The organism is Paenibacillus sp. PK3_47 (assembly GCF_023520895.1).
Taxonomy (GTDB): Bacteria; Bacillota; Bacilli; order Paenibacillales; family Paenibacillaceae; genus Paenibacillus_AQ.
This window is the reverse complement of the sequence record NZ_CP026029.1, coordinates 2055598-2081570: the sequence shown is the minus strand read 5'-3', so window position 1 is coordinate 2081570 and position 25973 is coordinate 2055598. Positions and strand designations below refer to the sequence as shown.

Genomic DNA, 25973 nt, shown 5'->3' with positions numbered 1-25973 from the left:
GGGGGTTGCTGTATACAAGGCGCTTTCACCCGTATTTTCACCAAGTGAAGGGAAGGATCTTATGTCGCAGCACTATTACTCCCAGCAGCCCGAAGCGCGTCATGACAGACGTACGCTAACTACGGTGCTCAGAGGAAAAAACCTGCGGTTTACCAGTGATGCCGGTGTATTTTCCAAAGGGGATATTGATTACGGCAGCCGTGCTCTGATCGAAGCGATGGAAATCCCCAATGGTTCTGCAGTACTGGACGTCGGCTGTGGTTACGGGCCTATAGGAATTAGCGCAGCTATACTTAATCCGGGTGGTCATGTCACCATGATAGATATTAACAGCCGGGCAGTAGAATTATCGCGCGAGAATGCACAGTTGAATGGGGTACACAATGTCACGGTTAAGGAGAGTGACGTGTTCTCAGCCGTCCAAGGCCAGAAGTTCGATGTGGTACTCACTAATCCGCCGATCCGTGCAGGTAAAGCTGTAGTACACCAGATTTTTGAGCAGGCCTATGAGCATTTGAATGAAGGCGGCAGCCTGTGGATAGTGATTCAGAAGAAGCAGGGGGCACCGTCAGCGGTAGCCAAACTGGAAAGTATGTTCGCGGAAGTTGAAGAAGTGGGTAAGGATAAGGGATACCGTATCATAAAAGCACAAAAAAATAGTTGATTTACCATTGACACGTAATATAGTTAGTGGTATTATTATAAAATGTCAGTATTAAGCTAGGCTCCATGTCTTTAGTTTGCTGAAATGTCAAGTGATATATTGTCGCCGGCAAGCGCATGCCGTTCGGCAAGTTTGTGCGTAAGCAGTATTACATGTTACTATCACGGTGAAGAAATCGCCTGGGGATGGGTAATGGCGCATAAACTGTTGCTTGGGGACGTATAATACGTACGTTTTGGGCAAATCTACTGGATAAGGAGTATTTTGGCCGTGGATAGATGCGCTCTTTTTTCGAAAGATTTCGATAAGGGCTTTTCTTTATTTATGGCTGAATCCTTGTGTTATGGTTCCATTATACGGTTCCAAACAAGGGTTCGCAATCAATTTTTAAGTGAGTAGACATGAGGGGTGAGTAAAGTTGGCAGGACATCTTGTTCAGTATGGTCGACGCACTCGGCGGAGCTATGCGAGAATTAACGAGGTACTCGAGGTCCCGAACCTGATCGAGATCCAACAAAAATCGTATGACTGGTTTTTGGAGGAAGGGTTGCGTGAAATGTTTCAAGACATCTCGCCGATCCAGGATTTCACAGGTAATCTGGTGCTTGAGTTCATTGATTACAGCCTGGGTGAACCGAAATATACGGTTGACGACGCGAAAGAGCGGGACGTAACATATGCGGCTCCTCTGCGGGTGAAGGTACGGCTCATTAATAAGGAGACCGGTGAGGTCAAAGAGCAGGAAGTGTTCATGGGAGATTTCCCGCTGATGACGGAGACCGGCACTTTTATTATCAATGGTGCGGAACGGGTTATTGTCAGCCAGTTGGTTCGCTCTCCAAGCGTCTATTTCAGCACTAAAGTGGATAAAAACGCCAAAAAAACCTACACCGCCACAGTAATTCCTAACCGCGGAGCCTGGCTGGAGCTGGAGACGGATGCTAAGGACATCATGTATGTCCGTATCGACCGTACCCGTAAAATTCCGGTGACCGTGCTTCTGCGTGCTCTTGGTTTCGGCAGTGATGCTGAGATTCTGGAACTGCTTGGTAATGATGAATATATTCGCAATACGCTGGATAAAGACAACACGGATTCTACGGAGAAGGCGCTGATTGAAATTTACGAGCGTCTGCGTCCGGGCGAACCGCCGACACTGGACAATGCCAAGAGTCTCTTGGTAGCCCGTTTCTTTGATCCAAAACGTTATGATCTGGCCAATGTCGGCCGTTACAAAATCAATAAAAAGCTGCACATTAAGAACCGTCTGTTCAATCAGCGTCTGGCTCAAAACCTGGTCGATGAAGCTACAGGAGAAATCCTGGCTGAATCCGGTCAAATGGTTGACCGCCGTTTGCTTGATGAGCTGATTCCTTATTTTGAAAAAGATGTTGCAGCCAAAACTTACCGTGTAACGGGCGGAGTTATGGACAGCGAAGACATCCCGCTGCAGACGATTGACGTATTCTCGCCAATCGAAGAAGGCCGGGTTATCAAGCTGATTGCCAACGGCAACATCGACAAATCGGTCAAGCATATTACTCAGGCTGATATTATATCCTCAATCAGCTACTTTATTAATCTGCTGCACGGTATCGGCAACACTGACGATATTGACCATTTGGGTAACCGCCGTCTGCGCTCTGTAGGTGAGCTTCTGCAGAACCAGTTCCGTATAGGTCTGTCCCGTATGGAACGCGTAGTGCGTGAAAGAATGTCGATTCAGGACGCCAATGCGATTACACCGCAGGCACTGATCAACATACGTCCGGTTATTGCGTCGATTAAAGAGTTCTTCGGAAGTTCGCAGCTGTCCCAGTTTATGGACCAGACGAACCCGCTTGCTGAGCTTACACACAAACGCCGTCTGTCGGCACTCGGACCTGGTGGTCTGACCCGGGAACGCGCGGGCTTTGAAGTTCGTGACGTCCATCACAGTCACTACGGCCGCATGTGTCCAATCGAGACTCCGGAAGGTCCGAACATCGGTTTGATCAACTCCCTGTCGACTTTTGCCCGCATCAATGAGTATGGCTTTATCGAAGCTCCATACCGTTGGGTAGATCCGAAGACCGGGAAGGTTACGGAACAAATCGACTATCTGACTGCCGATGAGGAAGATAACTATGTAGTTGCCCAGGCGAATGTGCAGATCGAAGAAGATGGTACGTTCAAGGAAGACATGGTTATCGTCCGTTACAACAAAGACTCGGACAACATCACAACAATGCCAAGTAATCGTGTTGATTACATGGACGTATCGCCAAAACAGGTTGTATCGGTCGCAACGGCGCTCATTCCGTTCCTTGAGAACGATGACTCCAACCGCGCACTGATGGGATCGAACATGCAGCGTCAAGCCGTTCCGCTTCTTATTCCGAAGGCTCCGCTTGTCGGTACGGGAATGGAACATAAATCCGCTAAGGATTCGGGCGTATGTATTGTTTCCAAGTATGACGGTATTATCGAACGTTCCTCGGCCAATGAAATTTGGCTGCGCCGCGTCGAAGCCGTCGACGGCAAGGAAGTTAAAGGCGATATCGTTAAATATAAATTACACAAATTTATGCGTTCGAACCAAGGTACCTGTATTAACCAGCGTCCTCTGGCTAAAAGAGGGGACATTGTTAAGAAGGGTGACATCCTGGCAGACGGACCATCCACGGAAATGGGCGAACTTGCTCTGGGCCGCAACGTAGTTGTTGCGTTCATGACATGGGAAGGCTACAACTACGAGGATGCGATCCTGCTGAGTGAAAAGCTGGTTAAGGAAGATGTGTACACTTCGATTCACATCGAGGAATACGAATCCGAAGCCCGTGACACAAAGCTGGGACCTGAAGAAATTACACGTGATATTCCGAATGTCGGTGAAGAAGCGCTCCGCAATCTGGATGAGCGCGGAATTATCCGCATCGGTGCTGAAATCAATACCGGCGATATTCTGGTAGGTAAGGTTACTCCTAAGGGTGTAACCGAGCTGACTGCAGAAGAACGTCTCCTGCATGCTATCTTCGGTGAAAAGGCACGTGAAGTGCGTGACACCTCGCTGCGCGTTCCTCACGGCAGTGACGGTATTATTGTTGACGTCAAAGTATTCACCCGCGAGAACGGCGATGAGCTGCCTCCAGGCGTGAACCAGCTGGTCCGTGTGTACATCGCCCAGAAACGTAAGATTTCTGAAGGTGACAAGATGGCCGGACGTCACGGTAACAAGGGTGTCGTAGCCCGTATCCTGCCTGAAGAGGATATGCCGTTCCTTCCGGACGGTACTCCGGTACAGGTTGTCCTGAACCCGCTGGGCGTTCCTTCGCGGATGAACATCGGTCAGGTGCTGGAGGTTCACTTGGGTATGGCTGCACTGCAGCTGGGTATCCATGTGGCTACTCCGGTATTCGATGGGGCCCGCGAGAATGACGTGTTTGACACTATGGAAGAAGCAGGCATGCAGCGCAATGGTAAGACTGTGCTTTACGACGGCCGGACAGGAGAGCGCTTTGAGCGTGAAGTTACTGTCGGTGTCATGCACATGATCAAGCTGGCGCACATGGTTGACGATAAAATCCATGCCCGTTCCACGGGTCCTTACTCACTCGTTACCCAGCAGCCGCTCGGCGGTAAAGCGCAGTTCGGCGGACAGCGTTTCGGGGAAATGGAAGTTTGGGCGCTTGAAGCATACGGCGCTGCATATACACTGCAAGAGATCTTGACTGTGAAATCCGATGACGTGGTTGGCCGTGTGAAGACGTACGAATCGATCGTCAAAGGTGAGAATGTTCCAGAACCGGGTGTTCCGGAATCCTTCAAGGTACTCATCAAGGAGCTGCAGTCGCTTGGTATGGATGTTAAGATCCTCAGCGGCGACGAGCAGGAGATCGAGATGAAGGAACTGGATGATGAGGATGAGACGTCAGGCGACAAGCTGAGCCTCAATCTGGAAGGCGCAGAAGTCGGAATAGAGTAGTCTGGTACCACAATTTCATTTAAAAGAACCGTGCCCTCTTTTGATTAACGTCAAGGGAGGGCCTCCGGTACTAAATCAGGATATAGGTTAAGGAGGGTTGCTCCTTGTTGGACGTTAACAATTTTGAATTTATGAAAATCGGGCTTGCTTCACCGGAAAAAATTCGTTCTTGGTCCCGCGGAGAAGTAAAGAAACCGGAAACCATTAACTACCGTACATTGAAACCGGAAAAAGAAGGTCTGTTCTGCGAGCGTATTTTCGGGCCTCAAAAAGACTGGGAATGCCACTGCGGTAAATACAAGCGCGTCCGTTATAAAGGCGTAGTCTGTGACCGCTGCGGCGTTGAAGTTACCCGTGCCAAGGTTCGCCGTGAACGTATGGGTCACATTGAGCTGGCAGCTCCGGTATCTCATATCTGGTATTTCAAGGGTATTCCTAGCCGTATGGGTCTGGCTCTGGATATGTCCCCGAGATCGCTTGAAGAGATCATCTACTTCGCATCTTATGTTGTAACGGATCCGGGTGAAACACCGCTGGAGAAGAAACAGCTGCTGTCCGAAAAAGAATACCGCAGCTACCGAGAGAAGTACGGCTACGGATTCCAGGCGGGCATGGGTGCTGAAGCTGTGAAGAAGCTGCTCCAGGACATTGATATCGAAAAAGAACTGGAATTCCTCAAAGAAGAGCTGCGCACGGCCCAAGGCCAACGCCGCAACCGGGCGATCAAACGTCTGGAAGTTATTGAGGCATTCCGCAACTCCGGCAACAAGCCTGACTGGATGATCATGGATGTGCTCCCGGTTATTCCACCGGAACTGCGCCCAATGGTTCAGCTCGATGGCGGCCGTTTTGCTACGTCTGACCTTAATGACCTGTACCGCCGTGTTATTAACCGTAACAACCGTCTGAAGAGACTGCTTGATCTCGGTGCTCCTGATATTATCGTGCAGAATGAGAAACGGATGCTTCAGGAAGCTGTTGATGCTCTGATCGACAACGGCCGCCGCGGCCGCCCTGTAACGGGTCCTGGTAACCGTCCGCTCAAATCGCTCAGCCATATGCTCAAAGGTAAACAAGGGCGTTTCCGTCAGAATTTGCTCGGTAAACGGGTTGACTACTCCGGACGTTCCGTTATCGTTGTAGGACCATACCTCAAGATGTACCAGTGCGGACTTCCGAAGAAAATGGCGCTTGAGCTCTTCAAACCGTTCGTAATGAAAGAACTGGTTAACAAAGGCCTGGCTCACAACATTAAGAGTGCAAAACGTAAAGTAGAACGTGTAAGCCCTGAAGTTTGGGATGTGCTTGAAGAAGTAATCAGAGAGCACCCGGTTCTGCTGAACCGTGCCCCTACGCTGCACAGACTCGGTATCCAGGCGTTTGAACCGATCCTGGTAGAAGGCCATGCAATCCGTCTTCACCCGCTCGTATGTACGGCTTACAACGCCGACTTTGACGGTGACCAAATGGCGGTGCACGTTCCTCTGTCAGCTGAAGCGCAAGCGGAAGCCCGTCTCCTGATGCTGGCCTCCGGTAACATCCTTAACCCTAAGGACGGCAAACCGGTTGTAACACCTTCCCAGGATATGGTCCTCGGTACATTCTACCTGACCATGGACAACAAGGAAGAAAAGGGCACAGGTATGATCCTGCGTACCGTTAATGAAGCAGTATCTGCTTACCAGCGCGGAACGGCTGGTCTGCATGCGCGTGTGGCTATTCCTGTTAAGGCACTGGGCAAAACCAGCTTTACGGAAGAGCAGCAAGGTGCAATGCTGATCACTACGATTGGTAAGATTATCTTTAATGAAATTTATCCAAGCAGTTTCCCTTACATCAACGAAGCTACCAAAGCCAACTTGCTGCAAGGTACACCTGAGAAATACTTTATCTATGAAAAGGGTGCGGATATCCGCGAGCTCATTATGAACGCTCCGGATGCAAGTGCTGTAGGTAAGGAGTATCTGGGCTTGATTATCGCCCGCTGCTTCGAAACTTACCACACTACCAAGACATCCATGGTTCTGGATAGAATCAAACAGCTGGGCTTTACTTATTCCACACGTTCAGGGGTTACGGTTGCCGTATCCGACGTTATCGTGCCGGAAGAGAAAGCTACCATCCTGAAAGAGTCCGAAGCCAAGGTTGATGTGGTTGCCAACCAATATCGCCGCGGTCTGATCACCAATGACGAGCGGTATGACCGCGTAATTGAGATCTGGTCGAAGACGAAGGACGACCTTACCAACGTGCTCCTGAAATCGATGGACCGTTTCAACTCCATCATGCTCATGGTAGATTCCAAAGCGCGTGGTAACAAATCGCAGATCACCCAGCTGGGCGGTATGCGCGGACTGATGGCCACACCTTCAGGCCGGATCTTCGAATTGCCGATCAAAGCGAACTTCCGTGAAGGTCTAACCGTCCTCGAGTACTTTATCTCGACGCACGGAGCGCGTAAAGGTCTGGCCGATACAGCGCTGCGTACAGCGGATTCCGGTTACCTGACCCGCCGTCTCGTAGACGTGGCTCAAGACGTAATCGTCCGTGAAGAGGATTGCGGTACGGATAAAGGCTTCACCGTTGCTCGTATCCAGGACGGCAAGGAAGTTATCGAGGATCTGTATGACCGTATTGAAGGCCGTTACTCCTTCGAAACTGTCCGTCACCCTGAGACGAAGGAAATCATCGTTCACCGTAACGATCTGATTGACTCCGACAAGGCTGAGGAGATTGTTAATGCTGGCGTAACCAAACTGCAAATCCGCTCTGTCCTGAGCTGCCGTGCCCGTCACGGGGTCTGCAAGAAGTGCTACGGACGTAACCTGGCTACAGGCAAGTTCGTGGAAATCGGGGAAGCTGTCGGTATTATTGCCGCACAATCCATCGGTGAGCCGGGAACCCAGCTTACAATGCGTACGTTCCATACCGGGGGGGTTGCCGGTGATGACATCACGCAAGGTTTGCCGCGTATCCAGGAGCTGTTTGAAGCCCGTAACCCTAAAGGTCAGGCTACAATCAGTGAAATTGACGGGGTAATCAAGGAAATCCGTGAAACCAAGGACCGCCGTGAAATCGAGGTTCAAGGTGAAGCTGAATCCAAAACCTATTCCATCACTTACGGTTCGCGTCTGCGTGTCAGCGAAGGCCAGGAGATTGAGGCTGGGGATGAGCTGACAGACGGTTCGATCGACCCTAAAGAAATGCTGCGCATCAAAGGTATCCGCGGGGTACAGAACTACATTCTGCAGGAAGTACAGCGTGTATACCGTAACCAGGGCGTTGAAATCAACGATAAGCACATTGAAGTTATGATTAAGCAAATGCTGCGCAAGATCCGTATTATCGATGCCGGGGATACCAATCTCCTGCCAGGCTCTTTTGCGGACATTCCTGAATTTGAAGCAGCCAACAAGGAAGCTATTCTCTCGGGGAATGAGCCTGCAGTCGCCAAACCGGTTCTGCTCGGTATTACCAAGGCCTCCCTTGAGACGGATTCATTCCTGTCTGCTGCGTCGTTCCAAGAGACTACCCGTGTCCTCACGGATGCTGCTATCAAAGGCAAGGTAGATAAACTCATGGGTCTGAAGGAAAATGTTATTATCGGTAAGCTGATCCCAGCAGGTACAGGTATGAACCGCTACCGCAATGTGAAGCTGAACGATCCGAATGAAGAAAGCGAGCAAGAGGCTTTAGAAACGGTTCCGGCCGAATAATAATTTGTTTATAACAAGCAGTTTTTACGCGTCACAGCCCTCAAAATCTGTGACGCGGCTGCATGTTATAAATAATGATAAAAATATTATCTGATATTCTTGACATCATCTGCTGATAATGCTAATATGGCTAAGGTGCGTGAGCAGCCTTGTATTCTTGTTCATTGGAGGTAATGATTTATCATGACTGATGATAGAGGATTGCAGGATGCTCAGGTCAAGATCGGTACCAAGCAAACCGTCAAGGCGGTGGAGTTGGGCCAAGCCGCAGAAGTCTATGTGGCAGAGGACGGAGATCAACGGCTTACTTCAAGAATTGTAATGCTTTGTAACAAACAAGGTGTGAAGGTCACATATGTGGACACAATGCTGAATTTGGGCAAAGCCTGCGGTATAGAAGTTGGTGCTGCTATGGCAGCCGTCTTAAAAGAATAGCGTGAAGAACTGTTTTTGTACCGGGGGTACACTTCGGCGGCAAAGACTTTTCATTTGTCTTTTTATGAACCACCTGGGTCTGTGGACTTAAGTTCGTAAATGGATTACTATTTCAGGAAGGGGGTGGCACAACATGCCAACTATTAATCAACTGGTTCGTAAAGGCCGTCAAGCCAAAATCGAAAAGTCCAAATCTCCCGCTCTTCAAAAAGGGTTCAACGCCCTCAAGCGTGAGGCTACAAACTTGAGCGCCCCGCAAAAACGCGGTGTATGTACTCGTGTAGGCACAATGACACCTAAGAAACCAAACTCTGCACTTCGTAAATACGCCCGTGTGCGTTTGACGAATAAAGTTGAGGTTACAGCTTACATCCCGGGAATCGGACACAACCTGCAAGAGCACAGCGTGGTACTTATTCGCGGAGGACGGGTTAAAGACCTTCCAGGGGTTCGTTACCATATCGTTCGCGGCGCACTGGATACTGCAGGCGTGAACAACCGGATGCAAGCTCGCTCCAAGTACGGTGCGAAACGTCCTAAAGTGAAGAAATAAGATAAGCATTATGCTGTAATAAGCATTTAAGAAAGGGGGATATCCATGCCACGCAAAGGTCCAGTTACTAAGAGAGACGTACTGCCAGATCCATTGTATAATAGCAAGTTGGTTACTCGTTTGATCAACCGCATTATGCTGGATGGTAAGAGAGGTGTCGCTCAAAGCATTCTGTACAATTCGTTCAAGTTGATCCAAGAACGCACAGGTAAAGAACCGATGGAAGTTTTCGAAGCTGCCATCAAGAATATCATGCCGGTTTTGGAAGTAAAAGCTCGTCGTGTCGGCGGTGCTAACTACCAAGTACCTATCGAGGTAAAACCTGAAAGACGTACTGCTTTGGGATTACGTTGGCTCGTGAACTACTCACGCAACCGCGGTGAGAAGACTATGGAAGAGCGTTTGGCGGCTGAGATCATCGACGCTTCCAACAACACAGGCGCTTCCGTTAAGAAACGCGAAGACACGCACAAAATGGCTGAAGCGAACAAAGCGTTTGCTCACTACCGCTGGTAGGATCATAGCAGTTCAACTAACTTATATTTTGAAGGGAGACCCATTTCATGGCAAGAGAGTTCTCCTTAAAAAATACACGTAATATCGGGATCATGGCGCATATTGATGCTGGTAAGACCACTACTACGGAGCGGATTCTTTTCTACACAGGCCGTACGCACAAGATCGGTGAAGTTCACGAAGGTGCTGCTACAATGGACTGGATGGAGCAAGAACAAGAGCGCGGAATCACCATTACTTCCGCTGCTACAACCGCTGCGTGGAAGGGTCACCGCATCAATATCATCGATACCCCGGGACACGTTGACTTCACTGTTGAAGTAGAACGTTCCCTTCGTGTATTGGATGGGGCAGTAGGCGTTTTTAGTGCGAAAGAGGGCGTTGAGCCTCAGTCTGAAACTGTATGGAGACAGGCTGACCGTTACGGCGTTCCACGGATTGCTTATGTTAACAAAATGGATATCATCGGTGCGGATTACCTTAACGTTATCGACAGTATGCGTGATCGTCTTCAGGCCAATGCGGTTGCTATTCAACTGCCAATTGGTGCGGAAAATGATTTCACTGGTATTATCGACATTGTTGAGCAAAAAGCACATATGTTCAAAGATGATCTGGGACAAAATATCGAAGTAACTGATATTCCAGAAGAGTTTTTGGCAAAAGTTGAGGAACTTCGTACAGAACTCATCGAAAAAGTTGCAGAACTTGATGAAGATCTGACAATGAAATACCTCGAAGGCGAAGAAATCACAATTCCGGAAATTAAAGCTGCTCTGCGCAAAGGCGTAGTAGAAGTTAAAATCTTCCCTGTAATTTGTGGATCTTCCTACCGTAACAAAGGGGTTCAGCTGATGCTGGACGCAGTTGTTGATTACCTGCCATCTCCAGTAGATGTACCTGCTATCCAAGGTCACCTGGAAGACGGTTCGGAAGCGGTTCGTCACTCTTCGGACGAAGAACCATTCTCCGCACTGGCATTTAAAATCATGACTGACCCTTATGTTGGTAAACTCACGTTCTTCCGTGTATACTCCGGTATCCTGGAATCCGGTTCTTACGTAGTTAACGCTACTAAGGGCAAACGTGAGCGTATCGGCCGTATCCTGCAGATGCACGCGAACAGCCGTCAAGAAATCTCCGTCGTTTACGCCGGTGATATTGCGGCAGCCGTTGGTCTGAAGGACACAAGTACGGGCGACACACTCTGCGACGAGAAACACCCGGTTATCCTGGAATCCATGAACTTCCCTGATCCGGTTATCGAAATCGCAGTTGAACCAAAAACCAAAGCTGACCAAGATAAAATGGGCGTTGCTCTCGGCAAGCTGACCGAAGAAGATCCAACTCTTCGTGCACACACCGATGAAGAAACTGGCCAAACCATCCTGGCAGGTATGGGTGAGCTTCACCTTGATATTATCATCGACCGTATGCGCCGTGAGTTCAAAGTAGAAACCAATGTGGGTAAACCGCAGGTTGCTTACCGTGAAACTTTCAAAGCGCCAGCACGTGTTGAAGGTAAATTCGTTCGCCAATCCGGCGGTCGCGGTCAGTACGGTCACGTATGGGTTGAATTCGAACCTCTCGAGCCAGGTACTGGCAGCCAATTCGAAAGTAAAGTTGTCGGTGGTTCTGTACCAAGAGAATACATCGCTCCTGCACTTGCCGGTATTGAAGAGCAAATGAAAAACGGCGTTCTCGCAGGCTTCCCGCTTGTAGACGTTAAGGCAACCATCGTTGATGGTTCTTATCATGATGTTGACTCCAACGAAATGGCGTTCAAAATCGCCGGCTCGATGGCACTCAAAGCAGCTAAAGACAAGTGTAAGCCTGTCCTGCTTGAGCCAATCATGAAAGTGGAAGTAACTGTTCCTGAGGAATATATGGGTGATGTAATGGGTATGCTGAACTCCCGTCGCGGTCGGATCGAAGGTATGGATTCCCGTGGTGGAGCGCAAATTATCCGTGCTAAGGTGCCTCTTTCCGAAATGTTCGGATACTCCACAACACTCCGTTCCGGTACTCAAGGACGCGGCGTATTCTCCATGGAACTTTCGCACTACGAAGAAGTGCCTAGAACTATTGCAGAAGAAATCGTAGCCAAGAACAAAGGCGCTGAGTAGTCCAGTTTTTAACTTGCCGTCCGAATACATTTCAGTCATCTCAGAATTACAAGCAGACGGGCGGCTCAAATATAAAGGAACCCCACATTAAGGAGGAACTGTTCAAATGGCAAAGGCAAAGTTTGAACGTAACAAACCGCACGTTAACATCGGTACTATTGGTCACGTCGATCATGGTAAAACGACTCTTACTGCAGCAATCACTATTGTATTGTCCAAAAAATACGGCGGTGCTGCTGTAGCATTCGATCAAATTGACAAAGCTCCAGAAGAGCGCGAGCGCGGTATCACTATCTCCACAGCTCACGTTGAATATGAAACTCCTAACCGTCACTACGCACACGTAGACTGCCCTGGTCACGCCGACTATGTTAAAAACATGATCACTGGCGCAGCGCAAATGGACGGAGCAATCCTGGTTGTATCCGCAGCTGACGGCCCAATGCCGCAAACTCGCGAGCACATCCTGCTGTCCCGTCAAGTAGGCGTTCCATACATCGTTGTATTCCTGAACAAATGCGACATGGTTGAAGACGAAGAGTTGTTGGAATTGGTTGAAATGGAAGTTCGCGATCTGCTTAGCGAATACGACTTCCCAGGCGATGACACTCCAATCGTTCGTGGATCCGCTCGTGAAGCTCTGCAAAACCCTGAAGGTGAGTGGGCTAACAAGATCGTTGAAATGTTCGAAACTATCGACACTTACATCCCTCTTCCAGAACGTGCAACTGACAAGCCTTTCTTGATGCCTGTCGAGGACGTATTCTCCATCACTGGCCGCGGTACCGTGGCAACTGGCCGCGTAGAACGCGGAACAGTTAAAGTCGGCGAAGAAATCGAAATCGTTGGTATTCACGAAGAAACTAAGAAATCCGTAGTAACGGGCGTAGAAATGTTCCGTAAATTGCTGGATTCCGCTCAAGCTGGCGACAACATCGGCGCACTTCTGCGTGGTGTTGACCGCAACAACATCGAGCGCGGCCAAGTAATTGCTAAGCCGAACTCCGTTAAGCCACACACTGAGTTCTCCGCTCAAATCTACGTTCTGACAAAAGAAGAAGGTGGCCGTCACAAGCCTTTCTTCACAGGATACCGTCCACAGTTCTACTTCCGTACAACTGACGTAACTGGTATCATCAACCTGCCAGAAGGTACTGAAATGGTTATGCCTGGTGATAACATCACTGTAACTGTACAACTGATCTCCCCAATCGCTATTGAAGAAGGTACTAAATTCTCCATTCGCGAAGGCGGACGTACAGTTGGCGCAGGTAGCGTAGCTACAATCACTAAATAATTCGGCACTATCCGTTAGGATAGAACGAATATAAGAGCAGGGGTTCTTCTAACGAAGAGCCCCTGTTTTTTATATAACAAAAAGACTCTAATCCTGATTCAGGTTCAGAGTCTGAGCATCCCGGAACAGTTATTATATTTCCTGCGTATAAGCCGGACCCGGGACTTTAGCAATGACTACGTGCAGACTGGCAGGCAAGGAACCACTGTTCAGGTAAGCAAAGCTTTCTTCTCCCCCGATATAGAGGACATCACCTTCTGCAAATATATGCTCCACTTCATCTACATATACAGTGCCGCTCCCTTTAAGTGCTAAGAGATATACATCGGAACCAGGATGTTTGTGAACCGGCAGCTGCTGGCCAGGCATGAAATTCAGTACAAAGGCAACACTGTCGCCTTGTTTGAACAGAATTTTTTTAGTAAAGCGGTCCTCCTGGTATTGAATGGCTTCAGTAACGGTTTTCAGTTCCATAATAAATCACTCTGCTTTCTTATATTATTTTTGTTAACCAAGGCTTATAGCTTAACTTCGTACTCACAGTGCTCATGGCCGGTGGCATTGCATTTTACTTCTTTTACAGAAACCCTCCGCCCCATGATCCTGGTTAATGCGCCCTCCAGAATCGCACCTTCCAGATCACAGATCATTTTCTCCTCTTCAAGTGACGGCAGTCCTTTGCAGAAGCAGTCTTCAACGGCGATGTTTATTTTTCTCTCATCAGCGCTGAGGATGCGGGGAATGCCTATCTTCAGCTCTTCGAACAGCTGCAGCAGTTCTTCTATTGATTGAACCGGCAGACTTTCACCTATTTTGCGGCCGACTGTAAGTGTAGTTCCTTTGCCGCCAAGGGGAAGCCCCTGATTCAAGCCGATCAGCCGGATCGTTCTGAACAGCTCCAGCGGAACCATATTGCCGAGGTGTGTCCGGTCCATCTGTTTCATATCTTCATAAGTGTATTGCAGCATAGATGTCTCATCTCCTTTGAATCTCTCTATAAGCCCATTATGAGGGTTGATGAAAAGATATTCCTTGATCCAGATCAAGTTTTTAAGCAAGTTGTGAGGGCGATCACGGGGTAGAGGAGCAATCCTTGGTATGGTGAAGTCAGACCGGTAGGAAGGATAGTGATTACAATGAAGTGTGCTGCCTGCAACTCGCATTCTTGTGTGTCCGGGGTGCCTGTATTCCAGAGCCTCGCTGCTAATGAGATAGAACTCGTGGAATCTATAATAGAATCAAATTACTATGCCAAAGGTAGTGTGGTGTTCAGGGAAGGTGAGCCATCGGAGTCGCTTTTTGTGGTGAAAAGCGGACTGATCAAGCTGACACAAACCAATAAGGAAGGGAAGCAGCATACGCTGCGGTTTCTTTTTCCGGGTGATTATTTCGGACAGTTTGCACTGCTGCACAATAAACAGAATCATGTGAAGGCCGAAGTAATAGAAGGCAGTGATGTATGCAGGCTGCACCGCAAGGATTTTCTTCCCTTAGTAGAGCGCAATTCGGCGCTTGCCTTCAGCTTTCTGATGTCGATGAGTGAGCAGCTGCAGCAGGCGGAAGAGCTGGCTGGTGCAATGCACATTTTTGAGGTGGAGAAACGTCTGGCGAGACTGCTGGTTCAATTACTTTCACGCAAGCAGAGCGGATTAATTCCGCAGTCCTTGGAGATGAGCATAGAGTTGCCGGCAGCTAAAAAGGAGTTCGCAGCAATGATCGGCACAACCGCAGAAACACTCAGCCGGAAGCTTAACAAGCTGGAATCGCTGCATATTATTGAGATGCGAAAGCGGACGGTGGAGGTACTGGATATACAGGCACTCTATCAAATGGCCGAGATCAGCAAATAAGGAATAATAGGAGAAGAGCCGAACGCCTTGATGCGTTTGTGGATCTTCTTTTTTGTTGTATACGACATAAATCGACACGAAATGCTGTATAAAGAGCTGTATTCAACAAAATTCTACAAAAAACTACTTAAAATTCTTTACATTTATCACGTTTGTAGGTTAGAATGATTTCGTATAACAATGTTAATTTTTAGGAATTCAGGGAGAGTGGAAGTATGGGTAATTGTCCTTTTTCTTTTATGCACCATTTGGCAGCGCGCAGTACCAGTAAGGAAACTCCCGAAGCTCACTCTAAGGACAGCAGAAGTCTTGCCCCCGCAGCCACAGTAAATTATCACACCCTCGAAGGGCATGAAGAGCTGAATGAACAGATGCAAATGATTGATCTGACCGAGGAAGACTTGAGCTTGTTGCGCTTGTTGAAGCCGGTTGTAGTCAGGGATATCGATGCTATCACCGACCAGTTTTACAGTACAGTGCTTGGAGTAAACAAGCTGGAAGCAATCATTCTTGAGCACAGCAGCATTGAACGGTTAAAGAAAACTCTGAAACAGCACATTATAGAAATATTCGACGGAAATGTAGATGAGCAGTACATAGCCAAACGCCTTAATATCGCGAAAATCCATAAAAGAATCGGCCTTGAGCCTAAGTGGTATTTATCCGCTTTTCAAAATCTGCAGAATGTATTTATTACAGCGGTGTACAGGCAGTCTCTAAAAGAGAATGTAACATTGCGCGTTGTCCAGACGATTACCAAACTGCTTAATCTTGAGCAGCAGCTGGTGCTGGAAGCCTATGAGAAGGAGAATATCCGGGAGAAGGAAGAACAGTACCTTATTGTGAAAAATGAACTCAAACAGAAAATCGCAGAATTTAGCGGAGAACTGATAGATCTAAGTATGGATACTAACGCCGCTGTAGAACAGCTGGTAGCCAGCAGCAACGAAGTGAACGATACCTTTCAGCGCACCGCATCTTCAGCACTGGAGTCACAAGGGATGGCTCAGGAGGGGCAAGAGCAGCTGGATAACCTGTCAGGCCGGATTAACCTGATCTACGAAAGCACCCATGAGATGGAGCGATCAGTAAACGAGCTTAACAGCTCTTCGCTGCAGATCAATAAAATTGTAGCTGCTATCCAGGAGATTGCAGACCAGACCAAGATTCTATCACTTAATGCTACTATAGAAGCCGCAAGAGCCGGAGAGCATGGCAGGGGATTCAGTGTAGTGGCCCAAGAGGTCAGCCGCCTTGCTGAGGACACCAAGACAACGGTAATCCGTATTGGTGAACTAACCCGTAAATCGGGCCTTTTATCGAGCCAGGTGGTGGAAGAGATCCGCAAGGTACAGGAACTGACCACCAGCGGCCGGCAGCAGTCGCTGCAGACGAGCCAATTGTTTAAGGATATCGTGGATTCGATGTACACGAGCACCAAAGAGATTGTAACGGTTGAAGAAGAGATCCGGACACTGATCCAGACCATAGAAGGCATTGGTTCCACAACCGCACAGACGGCTGCTTCGGCGGAGTATTTTAAAACTGCGACAGAAAGCCTGTGAATGAGCCATTGAAGTAACGGCATTTATATAGAAAGAAAAGACTCGGCAAGCTGCAAAACCGGCACTGTTCAATTAAGGGATGGTGTTTTTTTTATGGATACTGTAAGATAAGACAGGTTGAAACACATGAACAAATATATTTTGAAAAAAATATGCATTGTTTTTGAAATTCGCTTGCAAAGTATCTGCCTATTATATATAATAATAAATGTTGTTCTGAGACGTTGCGATGATGTGAGAGGTTACTGACACACCCGGCCCCTTTGCCATGAGGTCGATGTCGGAAAATTTTCACGGAGTATGTCCGATAATAAATTGGGCGATAGAAGGAGGGACTAAAATGGCAAAGCAAAAAATTCGTATCCGCTTGAAAGCATACGACCACAGAATTCTTGATCAATCCGCAGAGAAGATCGTTGAAACAGCAAAACGTTCGGGTGCAGGTGTATCCGGGCCGATCCCGCTGCCAACTGAAAAGCAAATCATTACTATTCTACGTGCGGTACACAAGTACAAGGATTCCCGTGAACAGTTTGAAATGCGTACTCACAAGCGTCTGATCGACATTGTGAATCCGACACCACAAACTGTGGATGCCTTGATGCGCTTGGACCTGCCGTCCGGTGTAGATATCGAAATCAAACTGTAATTCCATTACCAGTAATTTAGGAAAAGAAAAGAGGTGTCAACATGAAAGGTATCTTGGGAAAAAAACTCGGTATGACTCAAGTGTTTACTCCAGAAGGTAACGTAATCGCGGTTACAGTTATCGAAGCTGGCCCTTGTGTGGTACTGCAAAAGAAAGACCTGAATATCGACGGATATGAAGCAGTGCAGTTGGGCTTTTCCGATAAGAAGGAAAACCGCTCCAACAAGCCTGAACAGGGTCACGCCAAAAAGGCAAATGCAACACCTAAGCGCTACGTTCGCGAAATTCGCGGTGTTGACCTCGGGTCCCTCGAGGTTGGACAAGAACTGAAGGCTGACATTTTCGCAGAAGGCGAATTTGTTGACGTAACAGGTACAACCAAGGGTAAAGGTTTCCAAGGTGTTATCAAACGTTGGGGACAAAGCCGCGGACCAATGGCGCACGGCTCCCGTTACCACAGAAGACCAGGTTCCATGGGTTCGATCCAAGCTAACCGTGTTCCTAAGGGCAAACGCCTGCCAGGACATATGGGTCACACGACCGTAACGGTTCAAAAGCTTGAAATCATCCGCGTGGATGCAGAACGCAACGTACTGCTGGTTAAAGGCGCTATCCCAGGCCCTAAGAACAGCTTCGTGAAAGTTAAACAAACCGTTAAGAAATAATTACTGAAGAAAGGAGGAACATGAAATGCCAAAAGTAACACTTTTTAATATCAGTGGTAACGAAGTTGGCGAAGTTGAACTGAGCGAAACAGTATTCGGTATTGAGCCGAATGTGCATGTACTGCACGAAGCTGCGCTTATGCAAAGAGCTTCCCTTCGTCGTGGCACTCACAAAGTAAAAGGACGTTCTGAAGTTCGTGGCGGCGGACGTAAGCCTTGGAAACAAAAAGGTACAGGTCGCGCTCGTCAAGGCTCCATCCGTTCTCCACAATGGAAAGGCGGCGGCGTAGTCTTCGGACCAACTCCACGCAGCTATTCCTGGAAACTGCCTAAGAAGGTTCGCCGTCTGGCCATCAAATCCGCATTGTCCTCGAAAGTTATCGGGAACGACATTATCGTATTGGATAGCCTGACACTGAATGCACCGAAGACCAAAGAATTCGCTGCAATTCTGAACAACCTGAAAGTGGACAGCAAAGCTCTGATCGTAGCTCCTGGCTATGACGACAATGTGGCACTTTCCGCTCGCAACATCCCTGGGGTGAAATTTGTAGCGGCTGACGGCATCAATGTTCTTGACGTACTGACGTACGACAAACTGATCATCACCAAGGAAGCAGTTCTGAAGGTAGAGGAGGTGTTCGCGTAATGAAAGATCCTCGTGATATTATCAAACGTCCGGTGATTACGGAACGCACTTCCGACTACATGAGCGAATTGAAGTATGCTTTTGAAGTGGATATTCGTGCTAACAAGACCGAAATCAAAAAAGCCGTCGAGGCTATTTTCAAAGTTAAAGTAGTAAGTGTGAACACAATGCGCGTACCTGGTAAGCTGAAGCGTTATGGCAAATACTCCGGATACACTCCAGAGTGGAAAAAAGCCATCGTGAAACTTAGCCCGGACAGCAAGCCGCTCGAATTCTTTGAAGCGGTAGAATAATACTCTTAAAGTAAGGAGGGAACTACAGTGCCAATCAAAAAGTACAAACCGACCTCTCCGGCAAGACGCGCTATGTCCGTGTCTACGTTTGAAGAAATCACAACAAACCAGCCTGAGAAATCGTTGCTTGCGCCGCTGAGCAAAAAAGCGGGCCGTAACAACCAAGGTAAAATTACGGTTCGTCACCATGGCGGCGGACACAAACGTAAATACCGTATCATCGACTTCAAGCGGACTAAAGACGGCATACCAGGTAGCGTTGCTACAATCGAGTATGACCCGAACCGTACTTCCAATATTGCTTTGATCCACTATGCTGATGGAGAGAAACGTTACATCATCGCTCCTAAAGGCCTTAAAGTTGGGGATAAAGTTGAGTCCGGCCCGAATGCCGACATCAAAATTGGTAACGCACTTCCATTGGTTAACATTCCAGTAGGTACTGTTATCCACAACATCGAGTTGAAACCAGGTAAAGGCGGACAATTGGTTCGCGCTGCTGGTACAGAAGCTCAACTTCTTGGTAAAGAAGATAAATACGTATCCGTTCGTTTGAACTCCGGTGAAGTTCGCAGAATTCTTAGCGTATGCCGTGCAACAATCGGTTCCGTAGGTAACGAAGATCACGAGTTGATCAAAATCGGTAAAGCCGGACGCAGTCGCTGGCTCGGCCAACGTCCTGAAGTTCGCGGGGTAGTAATGAACCCTAACGATCACCCACACGGTGGTGGTGAAGGCCGCGCTCCAATCGGACGTAAATCGCCTATGTCTCCATGGGGCAAACCAACCCTTGGTTACAAAACGCGTAAGAAAAACAAGGCTTCTGATAAATATATCATTCGCCGCCGCACTAAATAAGACGCTTCTCTATAAGTCAGCTTAACGCGAAGCGTCGATTCGCGGTTTGAAGAACCGGATGAAGGGAGGATTCATACATGGGTCGCAGTTTAAAGAAGGGGCCGTTCATTGATGGCTACCTGCTGAAAAAAGTTGAGGAATTGAACGCGGCAGATAAGAAAGTCGTTGTAAAAACCTGGTCCCGTCGCTCCACAATTTTCCCTCAGTTTATCGGACATACGTTTGGTGTATACGATGGCCGCAAACACGTGCCAGTATACGTAACGGAAGATATGGTAGGTCACAAGTTGGGCGAGTTCGCGCCAACACGTACTTACAAAGGCCACGCGGGTGACGATAAGAAAACAAGAAGATAATTACAGGTCTTCGTTCGAGAGGAGGGAAAATAAATGGAAGCAAAAGCACATGCTAGATCGGTGCGGATTTCTGCTCGCAAAGCGAAACTGGTTGTTGACTTGATTCGCGGCAAGCAAGTGGGGGAAGCAATTGCAATTCTTCGCCACACTCCAAAGTCCGCTTCTCCGGTAGTTGAAAAGCTGCTTAACTCGGCGATTGCCAATGCTGAGCACAACTACTCCATGGACGTGAACAGTTTGTTCGTTAGCGAAGTTTTCGTTAACCAAGGTCCTACTATGAAACGTTTCCGTCCGCGCGCCATGGGCCGTGCAAGTCGGATCAATAAACGTACCAGCCACATCACTTTGGTGGTATCTGAGAAATAAGGAGGGATAACACGTGGGTCAAAAGGTAAATCCAGTCGGACTCCGGATCGGTATTATTCGCGATTGGGAATCTAAATGGTATGCAGGCAAAGATTTCGGTACTCTTTTAATGGAAGACGTCAAAATCCGGGAATACCTTAAAGGTAAGTTGAAAGACTCCTCTGTTTCCCGCATTGAGATCGAAAGAGCGGCAAGCCGAGTGAACGTTACTATTCACACTGCTAAGCCAGGTATGGTAATTGGTAAAGGCGGAGCAGAAGTAGAAGTACTTCGCAGCGCAGTTACAACTATCGCCGGCGGCAAAAAGGTTCACATCAACATCAACGAAATTAAGCACCCTGAACTGGATGCTATTCTTGTTGCTGAAAGCATTGCACAACAACTGGAGCGTCGTGTATCGTTCCGTCGTGCACTGAAACAAGCGATTCAAAGAACTATGCGTTCCGGCGCAAAAGGAATCAAAACTCAAGTTGGCGGACGTCTTGGCGGCGCTGAGATTGCCCGTTCAGAAGGTTATAGCGAAGGAACAGTTCCACTTCATACGCTTCGTGCCGATATCGACTACGGAACGGCTGAAGCACATACAACTTACGGCCGTATCGGCGTAAAAGTATGGATCTACCGTGGAGAAGTTCTTCCCCCAGCTAAGAAACAAGCTGCTCAGGAAGGAGGCAACTAATCATGTTGGTACCAAAACGCGTAAAACACCGTAAGCAACAACGCGGTCACATGAAGGGTATGGCAAAAGGCGGTACTGAGCTGAACTTCGGCGAATTCGGCCTGCAAGCTCTGGAACCATCTTGGATCACTAACCGTCAGATCGAGGCTGCTCGTATCGCGATGACACGTTACATCAAACGTGGCGGTAAAGTATGGATCAAGATTTTCCCTGATAAGCCTATTACTCAAAAGCCTCTTGAGGTTCGTATGGGTAGTGGTAAAGGTAACGTTGAGAAATGGGTAGCTGTAGTAAAACCGGGCAAGATTATGTTCGAACTCGGAGGCGTGTCGGAAGAGATTGCTCGTGAAGCGATGCGTCTTGCTTCTCACAAGCTGCCAGTAAAAACTAAGTTTGTGAAACGTGAAGAATTGGGTGGTGAAGCAAATGAAAGCTAATGAACTTCGCAACTTAACCACTGCCGAGATTGAACAAAAGATCGCTGGATTCAAAGAAGAACTTTTCAATCTCCGTTTTCAATTGGCAACCGGCCAACTGGATAACCCGACTCGGATTCGTGATGTGCGTAAGGAAATAGCTCGTGCTAAAACCGTAATCCATCAAAGAGTACTTGGCATTAGTTAAGTGAGGGCGGATAATTGATCCGTAATCAGGAAGGAGGCTAACTATGAGCGAAGAACGTAATGCACGTAAAGTGCAAATCGGTAAAGTGGTCAGCGACAAAATGGATAAAACCATCGTAATTGCTGTTGAAACTTATAAAAAGCATCACCTGTACCACAAACGCATCAAGTCCACGAAGAAATTCAAGGCACATGATGAAGAGAATGTAGCTAAAATTGGTGACACCGTGAAAATCATGGAAACTCGTCCGCTCTCCAAAGACAAACGCTGGAGACTGGTTGAAGTGGTTGAAAAAGCGGTTATCATCTAAGATAATCAGAGAGTTTTTCCGGAAGGAGGAAATTAATAATGATTCAACCATTTACACGTTTGCATGTGGCTGACAACTCTGGTGCGAAGGAACTGATGTGTATCCGCGTACTGGGTGGTACTGGACGCCGTACAGCAGCAATCGGTGACCTGATCGTTTGTTCCGTAAAACAAGCAACACCAGGCGGCGTTGTCAAAAAGGGTGATGTTGTTAGAGCGGTTGTGGTTCGCACTAAGCGTTCCGTACGACGTAAAGACGGTTCTTACATCGCATTTGACGAAAATGCAGCTGTTGTTGTTAAAGACGACAGAAGCCCACGCGGAACCCGTATCTTCGGACCAGTTGCTCGCGAACTTCGCGATAAAGACTACATGAAGATCGTTTCCTTGGCACCGGAAGTAATCTAATAAGTTATCCACAGGATAACGTGAAGTTCTTAGAAGGTTAGTCATAGGAGGTGTAATAAATGCCTAGAGTTAAAAAAGTTCTGGAATCCCATAACAATAAACTGCACGTGAAAAAAGATGATGTGGTGCTTGTGATCAGCGGGAAAGACAAAGGTAAAAAAGGCCGTGTCATCGCTGCTTATCCTCGCGAAAACCGCGTACTGGTAGAAGGCGTGAACATGGTGAAAAAACACCAAAAGCCGAACCAGCTGAATCCGCAAGGCGGAATCATCGAGCAGGAAGCTTCGATCCATGTGTCCAACGTAATGCACATCGATCCGAAGAGCGGTAAAGTTACCCGTATCGGTTACAAAGTACTGGATAACGGTAAAAAGGTTCGGGTAGCAAAGAGATCCGGAGAGATTATCGACTAATACAGTTTTGAAGAAAGGAGGTAAAACTTCATGGCAGCAAGAATGAAAGAACGTTATTTGAATGAAATTACACCTGCTCTGATGCAGAAGTTCAACTATACAACTGTTATGCAAGTACCTAAGATTGAGAAAGTTGTCATCAACATGGGTGTGGGTGACGCTGTTCAAAACTCCAAAGTGCTTGACGCAGCAGTTAACGACATGCAGCTGATCGCTGGTCAAAAACCAGTAATCACTAAAGCTAAGAAATCCATCGCCGGTTTCAAACTGCGCGAGAACATGCCGATCGGGGTTAAAGTAACACTGCGCGGCGAGCGTATGTACTACTTCCTGGACAAATTGTTCAACGTAACGCTTCCACGCGTACGTGACTTCCGCGGTGTATCCACTAAAGCCTTTGACGGCCGTGGTAACTACACGCTTGGTCTTAAAGAACAACTGATCTTCCCGGAAATCGAGTATGACAAAGTGGATAAAGTGCGCGGTATGGATATCGTTATCGTAACTACGGCTAAGACGGATGAGGAATCCCGTGAGCTGCTGAACCAGCTGGGAATGCCTTTCGCTAAGTAATTGAGATCCATTTTCTCCGAAACTGTTTAGGAGGTGTCAGTCTAAGTGGCAAAGACTTCGATGAAAGTTAAACAACAACGCGAGCCTAAGTTCAAAGTGCGTGCATATACACGTTGCGAGCGTTGCGGTCGTCCACATTCGGTACTGCAAAAGTTCAAAATTTGCAGAATTTGTTTCCGCGAATTAGCTTATAAAGGCCAGATCCCTGGCGTGAAAAAAGCAAGTTGGTAAGAAGTTTATAAACGGGAAGGAGGTTTACACACATGACTATGTCTGATCCTATCGCAGATATGCTTACTCGTATTCGTAACGCCAACACTGTGCGTCACGAGACAGTAGAAATGCCTGCTTCTACTATGAAGAAACAAATCGCGGACATCCTGAAACGTGAAGGTTTCATCCGTGATGCGGAATTCGTTGAAGACAGCAAACAAGGGATTATCCGTATCTTCTTGAAATACGGCCCTAACCAAGAGCGCGTTATCTCTGGTCTGAAAAGAATCAGTAAACCAGGCCTTCGCGTTTACACGAAGAGCAATGAAGTGCCTCGTGTACTCGGCGGCCTTGGAATCGCGATTATCTCCACATCTAAGGGAGTTATGACCGACAAAGAAGCTCGTCAATCAAAATCCGGCGGAGAAGTTGTCTGCTACGTTTGGTAATAAACGTCACAAGATAAGGAGGTGCAACACATGTCTCGTATTGGTCGCAAACCAATCGCAGTACCTAGCGGTGTAGATGTTACTTTGGACAACACCGTTATTACAGTAAAAGGTCCTAAGGGCACATTGACTCGTGAGCTTCATAAAGACATGAAGGTTACAGTTGAAAATAACGAAATCACAGTTGTTCGCCCGTCGGACAACAAATTGCATCGTTCACTTCACGGCACAACCCGCTCCGTTGTCAGCAACATGGTGAGTGGTGTGACTGAAGGTTTCTCGAAATCTCTGGAGCTGGTTGGGGTCGGATATCGTGCAAGCAAATCCGGAGATAAAATCGTACTGAACGTTGGTTACTCCCACCCGGTTGAAATTACACCGGAAGCGGGCATCGAGTTCGAGGTTCCTGCGAACACGAAGATCATCGTTAGAGGTATCGACAAAGAACGCGTAGGCGCTTATGCTGCCAAAATCCGTTCCGTACGTGAACCAGAACCGTATAAAGGTAAAGGTATCAAGTATGAAGGCGAGCGTATCATCCGTAAGGAAGGTAAAGCCGGTAAGAAGAAATAATCGGCTTACTCTTCTTCATAGTAAGATACCCCGTGCATCGTAAAGTGAAGCTGCTACGCAGCAAACTGAAGGGAGTGAAATGGAAGTCATGATTACAAAAGAGGACAAAAACAAGGCTCGTCTCAAAAGACACCTGCGGGTTCGTAAAAAAATCCAAGGTACTACTGAGCGTCCACGTTTGAACGTGTTCCGTTCTTCGAAACACATCTATGCTCAACTGATCGACGACGTGACAGGCGTTACTATCGTATCTGCCTCCACACTTGATAAAGAGCTGAGCGCAACTATCGGCAATGGCGGCAGCGTTGAAGCTGCAGGCAAAGTAGGTCAACTGATCGCTGAACGTGCTAAAGCTAAAGGTTATGCAGTGGTCGTATTTGACCGCGGTGGATACTTGTACCATGGACGGATTCAAGCATTGGCTGATGCAGCCCGCGAAGCTGGTCTTGAATTCTAGAATAATTCTTAAAAGGAGGTTAACGACTTGCGTGTAGATCCGAACAGTTTAGAGCTGACAGAAAGAGTTGTTCACATTAACCGTGTAGCAAAAGTTGTAAAGGGCGGACGCCGTTTCAGCTTTAGTGCACTTGTTGTTGTGGGCGATGGCAATGGCTACGTCGGTGCAGGGATCGGTAAAGCCGGCGAAGTTCCGGATGCCATCCGTAAAGGCATTGAAGACGCCAAGAAAAACCTGATTCACATTCCAATCGTAGGAACTTCGATTCCCCATCTGGTTACTGGACACTTCGGCGCAGGACGCGTGCTGCTGAAGCCGGCATCGGAAGGTACTGGCGTTATCGCCGGCGGTCCTGTTCGTGCGGTATTGGAATTGGCAGGCGTTGGCGACATCTTGACAAAATCTTTGGGTTCTTCGAATTCCATGAATATGGTCAATGCAACTTTGGAGGGACTTTCCCGTCTGAAACGCATTGAAGAAGTCGCGAAGCTTCGCGGCAAATCTGTCGAAGAATTACGCGGTTAAGGAGGGGAACGTCAATGGCTAAATTGCAAATTACCCTCGTACGCAGTGTAATTGGACGTCCAGAAACACAACGTGTTACTGTTAAGACGCTCGGCCTGCGTAAAACTAACTCGTCCGTGGTTCACAATGACACTCCTGCGATTCGCGGAATGATCAACAAAGTGAGCCACTTGCTGTCCGTTACAGAAATTGAAGGCTAAACGCCTCTCATAAATTAACAAACATAAG

The 25973-nt window shown here is 47.8% G+C and carries 32 protein-coding genes; 30 read left to right on the top strand and 2 right to left on the bottom strand.

Annotated elements, in window-relative coordinates; genetic code table 11:
* The first annotated feature begins 61 nt into the window (after positions 1 to 61).
* The 8 genes from C2I18_RS09470 to tuf all read left to right on the top strand — a co-directional run bounded on the left by C2I18_RS09470 (position 62) and on the right by tuf (position 13271).
* Complete coding sequence (locus C2I18_RS09470) at positions 62 to 664, top strand: class I SAM-dependent methyltransferase (RefSeq protein ID WP_249902059.1); 603 nt, start codon at positions 62 to 64, stop codon at positions 662 to 664.
* Between the two features lie 418 nt (positions 665 to 1082).
* Positions 1083 to 4628, top strand: coding sequence for a DNA-directed RNA polymerase subunit beta (gene rpoB, locus C2I18_RS09465; RefSeq protein WP_249900947.1), 3546 nt, complete (start codon positions 1083 to 1085; stop codon positions 4626 to 4628).
* A gap of 104 nt (positions 4629 to 4732) precedes the next feature.
* Positions 4733 to 8344, top strand: a complete 3612-nt coding sequence (gene rpoC, locus C2I18_RS09460; protein ID WP_249900946.1) for a DNA-directed RNA polymerase subunit beta' — start codon at positions 4733 to 4735, stop codon at positions 8342 to 8344.
* Between the two features lie 183 nt (positions 8345 to 8527).
* Positions 8528 to 8779, top strand: a complete 252-nt coding sequence (locus tag C2I18_RS09455; RefSeq protein WP_249900945.1) for a ribosomal L7Ae/L30e/S12e/Gadd45 family protein — start codon at positions 8528 to 8530, stop codon at positions 8777 to 8779.
* Positions 8780 to 8912: 133 nt separating this feature from the next.
* The gene (rpsL, locus tag C2I18_RS09450) at positions 8913 to 9332 is read left to right on the top strand and encodes a 30S ribosomal protein S12 (protein WP_068727684.1); all 420 of its coding nucleotides are present in this window, start codon (positions 8913 to 8915) and stop codon (positions 9330 to 9332) included.
* Positions 9333 to 9377: 45 nt separating this feature from the next.
* Positions 9378 to 9848, top strand: a complete 471-nt coding sequence (gene rpsG, locus C2I18_RS09445) for a 30S ribosomal protein S7 (RefSeq protein WP_019908219.1) — start codon at positions 9378 to 9380, stop codon at positions 9846 to 9848.
* Positions 9849 to 9895: 47 nt separating this feature from the next.
* On the top strand, positions 9896 to 11974 hold the full coding sequence (gene fusA, locus C2I18_RS09440; RefSeq protein ID WP_249900944.1) for an elongation factor G: 2079 nt from the start codon (positions 9896 to 9898) through the stop codon (positions 11972 to 11974).
* A 106-nt stretch (positions 11975 to 12080) separates the two neighbouring features.
* Positions 12081 to 13271 (top strand): elongation factor Tu, encoded by a 1191-nt coding sequence (gene tuf / locus C2I18_RS09435; RefSeq protein WP_249900943.1) that lies wholly within the window; start codon positions 12081 to 12083, stop codon positions 13269 to 13271.
* Between the two features lie 132 nt (positions 13272 to 13403).
* Here the strand turns inward: tuf and C2I18_RS09430 are convergent, their stop codons facing one another.
* A complete protein-coding gene (locus C2I18_RS09430) occupies positions 13404 to 13745 on the bottom strand; it encodes a cupin domain-containing protein (RefSeq protein WP_249900942.1) in 342 nt (113 codons plus the stop codon).
* Positions 13746 to 13789: 44 nt separating this feature from the next.
* A complete protein-coding gene (locus C2I18_RS09425) occupies positions 13790 to 14239 on the bottom strand; it encodes a V4R domain-containing protein (RefSeq protein WP_249900941.1) in 450 nt (149 codons plus the stop codon).
* A 252-nt stretch (positions 14240 to 14491) separates the two neighbouring features.
* Between C2I18_RS09425 and C2I18_RS09420 the strand changes: the two genes are divergently transcribed.
* The 22 genes from C2I18_RS09420 to rpmD all read left to right on the top strand — a co-directional run bounded on the left by C2I18_RS09420 (position 14492) and on the right by rpmD (position 25945).
* A complete protein-coding gene (locus C2I18_RS09420; protein WP_249900940.1) occupies positions 14492 to 15121 on the top strand; it encodes a Crp/Fnr family transcriptional regulator in 630 nt (209 codons plus the stop codon).
* Between the two features lie 239 nt (positions 15122 to 15360).
* Positions 15361 to 16686, top strand: a complete 1326-nt coding sequence (locus C2I18_RS09415) for a globin-coupled sensor protein (protein WP_249900939.1) — start codon at positions 15361 to 15363, stop codon at positions 16684 to 16686.
* 340 nt (positions 16687 to 17026) lie between these two features.
* Positions 17027 to 17335: a 30S ribosomal protein S10 gene (rpsJ, locus tag C2I18_RS09410; protein ID WP_005544556.1), complete on the top strand. Its 309-nt coding sequence runs from the start codon at positions 17027 to 17029 to the stop codon at positions 17333 to 17335.
* 41 nt (positions 17336 to 17376) lie between these two features.
* A complete protein-coding gene (rplC, locus tag C2I18_RS09405; protein ID WP_249900938.1) occupies positions 17377 to 18000 on the top strand; it encodes a 50S ribosomal protein L3 in 624 nt (207 codons plus the stop codon).
* A 25-nt stretch (positions 18001 to 18025) separates the two neighbouring features.
* The gene (rplD, locus tag C2I18_RS09400; RefSeq protein ID WP_249900937.1) at positions 18026 to 18649 is read left to right on the top strand and encodes a 50S ribosomal protein L4; all 624 of its coding nucleotides are present in this window, start codon (positions 18026 to 18028) and stop codon (positions 18647 to 18649) included.
* Complete coding sequence (rplW, locus tag C2I18_RS09395) at positions 18649 to 18942, top strand: 50S ribosomal protein L23 (RefSeq protein WP_068727663.1); 294 nt, start codon at positions 18649 to 18651, stop codon at positions 18940 to 18942. The genes rplD and rplW overlap by 1 nt, the downstream gene beginning before the upstream one ends.
* Positions 18943 to 18969: 27 nt before the next feature.
* Complete coding sequence (gene rplB, locus C2I18_RS09390; RefSeq protein WP_249900936.1) at positions 18970 to 19800, top strand: 50S ribosomal protein L2; 831 nt, start codon at positions 18970 to 18972, stop codon at positions 19798 to 19800.
* Between the two features lie 77 nt (positions 19801 to 19877).
* On the top strand, positions 19878 to 20156 hold the full coding sequence (gene rpsS / locus C2I18_RS09385; protein ID WP_019908227.1) for a 30S ribosomal protein S19: 279 nt from the start codon (positions 19878 to 19880) through the stop codon (positions 20154 to 20156).
* Between the two features lie 33 nt (positions 20157 to 20189).
* Entirely contained in the window at positions 20190 to 20522 is a 333-nt protein-coding gene (gene rplV, locus C2I18_RS09380) for a 50S ribosomal protein L22 (RefSeq protein WP_019908228.1), read from the top strand.
* Between the two features lie 13 nt (positions 20523 to 20535).
* The gene (gene rpsC / locus C2I18_RS09375) at positions 20536 to 21201 is read left to right on the top strand and encodes a 30S ribosomal protein S3 (RefSeq protein WP_019908229.1); all 666 of its coding nucleotides are present in this window, start codon (positions 20536 to 20538) and stop codon (positions 21199 to 21201) included.
* 2 nt (positions 21202 to 21203) lie between these two features.
* The gene (rplP, locus tag C2I18_RS09370) at positions 21204 to 21638 is read left to right on the top strand and encodes a 50S ribosomal protein L16 (RefSeq protein WP_249900935.1); all 435 of its coding nucleotides are present in this window, start codon (positions 21204 to 21206) and stop codon (positions 21636 to 21638) included.
* Positions 21628 to 21825, top strand: a complete 198-nt coding sequence (gene rpmC, locus C2I18_RS09365; protein ID WP_019908232.1) for a 50S ribosomal protein L29 — start codon at positions 21628 to 21630, stop codon at positions 21823 to 21825. Before rplP ends, rpmC begins: the two co-directional genes overlap by 11 nt.
* Before the next feature lie 43 nt (positions 21826 to 21868).
* Entirely contained in the window at positions 21869 to 22135 is a 267-nt protein-coding gene (rpsQ, locus tag C2I18_RS09360; RefSeq protein WP_249900934.1) for a 30S ribosomal protein S17, read from the top strand.
* 38 nt (positions 22136 to 22173) lie between these two features.
* Positions 22174 to 22542, top strand: a complete 369-nt coding sequence (gene rplN / locus C2I18_RS09355) for a 50S ribosomal protein L14 (RefSeq protein ID WP_036680556.1) — start codon at positions 22174 to 22176, stop codon at positions 22540 to 22542.
* A gap of 59 nt (positions 22543 to 22601) precedes the next feature.
* Entirely contained in the window at positions 22602 to 22955 is a 354-nt protein-coding gene (rplX, locus tag C2I18_RS09350; protein ID WP_019908235.1) for a 50S ribosomal protein L24, read from the top strand.
* Between the two features lie 30 nt (positions 22956 to 22985).
* Positions 22986 to 23528, top strand: coding sequence for a 50S ribosomal protein L5 (rplE, locus tag C2I18_RS09345; protein ID WP_249900933.1), 543 nt, complete (start codon positions 22986 to 22988; stop codon positions 23526 to 23528).
* A 45-nt stretch (positions 23529 to 23573) separates the two neighbouring features.
* Complete coding sequence (locus C2I18_RS09340; RefSeq protein ID WP_036589425.1) at positions 23574 to 23759, top strand: type Z 30S ribosomal protein S14; 186 nt, start codon at positions 23574 to 23576, stop codon at positions 23757 to 23759.
* A gap of 32 nt (positions 23760 to 23791) precedes the next feature.
* Positions 23792 to 24190 carry a 30S ribosomal protein S8 gene (rpsH, locus tag C2I18_RS09335; RefSeq protein WP_249900932.1) on the top strand — a complete coding sequence of 133 codons (399 nt, stop codon included), beginning with the start codon at positions 23792 to 23794 and terminating at the stop codon, positions 24188 to 24190.
* Between the two features lie 30 nt (positions 24191 to 24220).
* Positions 24221 to 24763, top strand: a complete 543-nt coding sequence (rplF, locus tag C2I18_RS09330; protein WP_249900931.1) for a 50S ribosomal protein L6 — start codon at positions 24221 to 24223, stop codon at positions 24761 to 24763.
* An 88-nt stretch (positions 24764 to 24851) separates the two neighbouring features.
* Positions 24852 to 25220: a 50S ribosomal protein L18 gene (gene rplR, locus C2I18_RS09325; protein ID WP_249902058.1), complete on the top strand. Its 369-nt coding sequence runs from the start codon at positions 24852 to 24854 to the stop codon at positions 25218 to 25220.
* A 27-nt stretch (positions 25221 to 25247) separates the two neighbouring features.
* Entirely contained in the window at positions 25248 to 25745 is a 498-nt protein-coding gene (rpsE, locus tag C2I18_RS09320; protein ID WP_036652980.1) for a 30S ribosomal protein S5, read from the top strand.
* Between the two features lie 14 nt (positions 25746 to 25759).
* Entirely contained in the window at positions 25760 to 25945 is a 186-nt protein-coding gene (gene rpmD, locus C2I18_RS09315) for a 50S ribosomal protein L30 (RefSeq protein ID WP_019908243.1), read from the top strand.
* Positions 25946 to 25973 lie beyond the last annotated feature (28 nt).

Excerpts from the sequence above, each read along its gene's own strand:
- C2I18_RS09470 (WP_249902059.1), top strand. The coding sequence starts at position 62 with ATGTCGCAGCACTATTACTCCCAGCAGCCCGAAGCGCGTCATGACAGA.
- C2I18_RS09455 (WP_249900945.1), top strand. The coding sequence starts at position 8,528 with ATGACTGATGATAGAGGATTGCAGGATGCTCAGGTCAAGATCGGTACC.
- rpsL (WP_068727684.1), top strand. The coding sequence starts at position 8,913 with ATGCCAACTATTAATCAACTGGTTCGTAAAGGCCGTCAAGCCAAAATC.
- rpsG (WP_019908219.1), top strand. The coding sequence starts at position 9,378 with ATGCCACGCAAAGGTCCAGTTACTAAGAGAGACGTACTGCCAGATCCA.
- fusA (WP_249900944.1), top strand. The coding sequence starts at position 9,896 with ATGGCAAGAGAGTTCTCCTTAAAAAATACACGTAATATCGGGATCATG.
- tuf (WP_249900943.1), top strand. The coding sequence starts at position 12,081 with ATGGCAAAGGCAAAGTTTGAACGTAACAAACCGCACGTTAACATCGGT.
- C2I18_RS09430 (WP_249900942.1), bottom strand. The coding sequence starts at position 13,745 with ATGGAACTGAAAACCGTTACTGAAGCCATTCAATACCAGGAGGACCGC.
- C2I18_RS09425 (WP_249900941.1), bottom strand. The coding sequence starts at position 14,239 with ATGCTGCAATACACTTATGAAGATATGAAACAGATGGACCGGACACAC.
- C2I18_RS09415 (WP_249900939.1), top strand. The coding sequence starts at position 15,361 with ATGCACCATTTGGCAGCGCGCAGTACCAGTAAGGAAACTCCCGAAGCT.
- rpsJ (WP_005544556.1), top strand. The coding sequence starts at position 17,027 with ATGGCAAAGCAAAAAATTCGTATCCGCTTGAAAGCATACGACCACAGA.
- rplC (WP_249900938.1), top strand. The coding sequence starts at position 17,377 with ATGAAAGGTATCTTGGGAAAAAAACTCGGTATGACTCAAGTGTTTACT.
- rplD (WP_249900937.1), top strand. The coding sequence starts at position 18,026 with ATGCCAAAAGTAACACTTTTTAATATCAGTGGTAACGAAGTTGGCGAA.
- rplW (WP_068727663.1), top strand. The coding sequence starts at position 18,649 with ATGAAAGATCCTCGTGATATTATCAAACGTCCGGTGATTACGGAACGC.
- rpsS (WP_019908227.1), top strand. The coding sequence starts at position 19,878 with ATGGGTCGCAGTTTAAAGAAGGGGCCGTTCATTGATGGCTACCTGCTG.
- rplV (WP_019908228.1), top strand. The coding sequence starts at position 20,190 with ATGGAAGCAAAAGCACATGCTAGATCGGTGCGGATTTCTGCTCGCAAA.
- rplP (WP_249900935.1), top strand. The coding sequence starts at position 21,204 with ATGTTGGTACCAAAACGCGTAAAACACCGTAAGCAACAACGCGGTCAC.
- rpmC (WP_019908232.1), top strand. The coding sequence starts at position 21,628 with ATGAAAGCTAATGAACTTCGCAACTTAACCACTGCCGAGATTGAACAA.
- rpsQ (WP_249900934.1), top strand. The coding sequence starts at position 21,869 with ATGAGCGAAGAACGTAATGCACGTAAAGTGCAAATCGGTAAAGTGGTC.
- rplN (WP_036680556.1), top strand. The coding sequence starts at position 22,174 with ATGATTCAACCATTTACACGTTTGCATGTGGCTGACAACTCTGGTGCG.
- rplX (WP_019908235.1), top strand. The coding sequence starts at position 22,602 with ATGCCTAGAGTTAAAAAAGTTCTGGAATCCCATAACAATAAACTGCAC.
- rplE (WP_249900933.1), top strand. The coding sequence starts at position 22,986 with ATGGCAGCAAGAATGAAAGAACGTTATTTGAATGAAATTACACCTGCT.
- rpsH (WP_249900932.1), top strand. The coding sequence starts at position 23,792 with ATGACTATGTCTGATCCTATCGCAGATATGCTTACTCGTATTCGTAAC.
- rplF (WP_249900931.1), top strand. The coding sequence starts at position 24,221 with ATGTCTCGTATTGGTCGCAAACCAATCGCAGTACCTAGCGGTGTAGAT.
- rplR (WP_249902058.1), top strand. The coding sequence starts at position 24,852 with ATGATTACAAAAGAGGACAAAAACAAGGCTCGTCTCAAAAGACACCTG.
- rpmD (WP_019908243.1), top strand. The coding sequence starts at position 25,760 with ATGGCTAAATTGCAAATTACCCTCGTACGCAGTGTAATTGGACGTCCA.